At 55.7% G+C, this 442-nt stretch carries 1 protein-coding gene; it reads right to left on the reverse strand.

What is annotated here, in order from left to right; all coding sequences use genetic code 11:
• The coding region (locus tag C5L12_RS27840; protein WP_105375179.1) for a hypothetical protein at positions 1-269 on the reverse strand (269 nt) is incomplete at its 3' end.
• Positions 270-442 lie beyond the last annotated feature (173 nt).

The raw sequence follows: 442 nt of genomic DNA on the forward strand, positions 1-442 counted from the left end.
CCGGCATACTGCGCGGCGCCGCCCATCAAAGCATCGAATTCGCGTTTGAATTTTTGGTATTTTTCGTTATCCATGCCGCGCATGGCATCCAGCTCGCGCTGGCACTGCTGCATGCGTTCGGCCTCACGTTGCCGTTTGTCTTGCTCCGCAATTTCTTCTGCGCTGGGGGGCTTACTTAAGGTAGAAACAGGCCGCTTGGTGGTCTGGCAGCCGGTCAGGGCCAAGGTCAGCAAAAGCGCAGCGGTCAAACAGTGTGCCGTTCGGGTCATTATCGTTATCTCCTTGTAAAGTCCGCCGTCGACGTGCTCTGTGGCTGCGCCGACGGCTCTCCTCATTGGTGCTGTGATGTTCCGGCCATAAAAACCGGCGGTGAATAGGTATAGAAATGCAGACGCGGTGATGAACGGCAGAGCGCAAATCATTCACCACGACAATACATACC

The organism is Neorhizobium huautlense, assembly GCF_002968575.1.
GTDB lineage: Bacteria > Pseudomonadota > Alphaproteobacteria > Rhizobiales > Rhizobiaceae > Neorhizobium > Neorhizobium huautlense.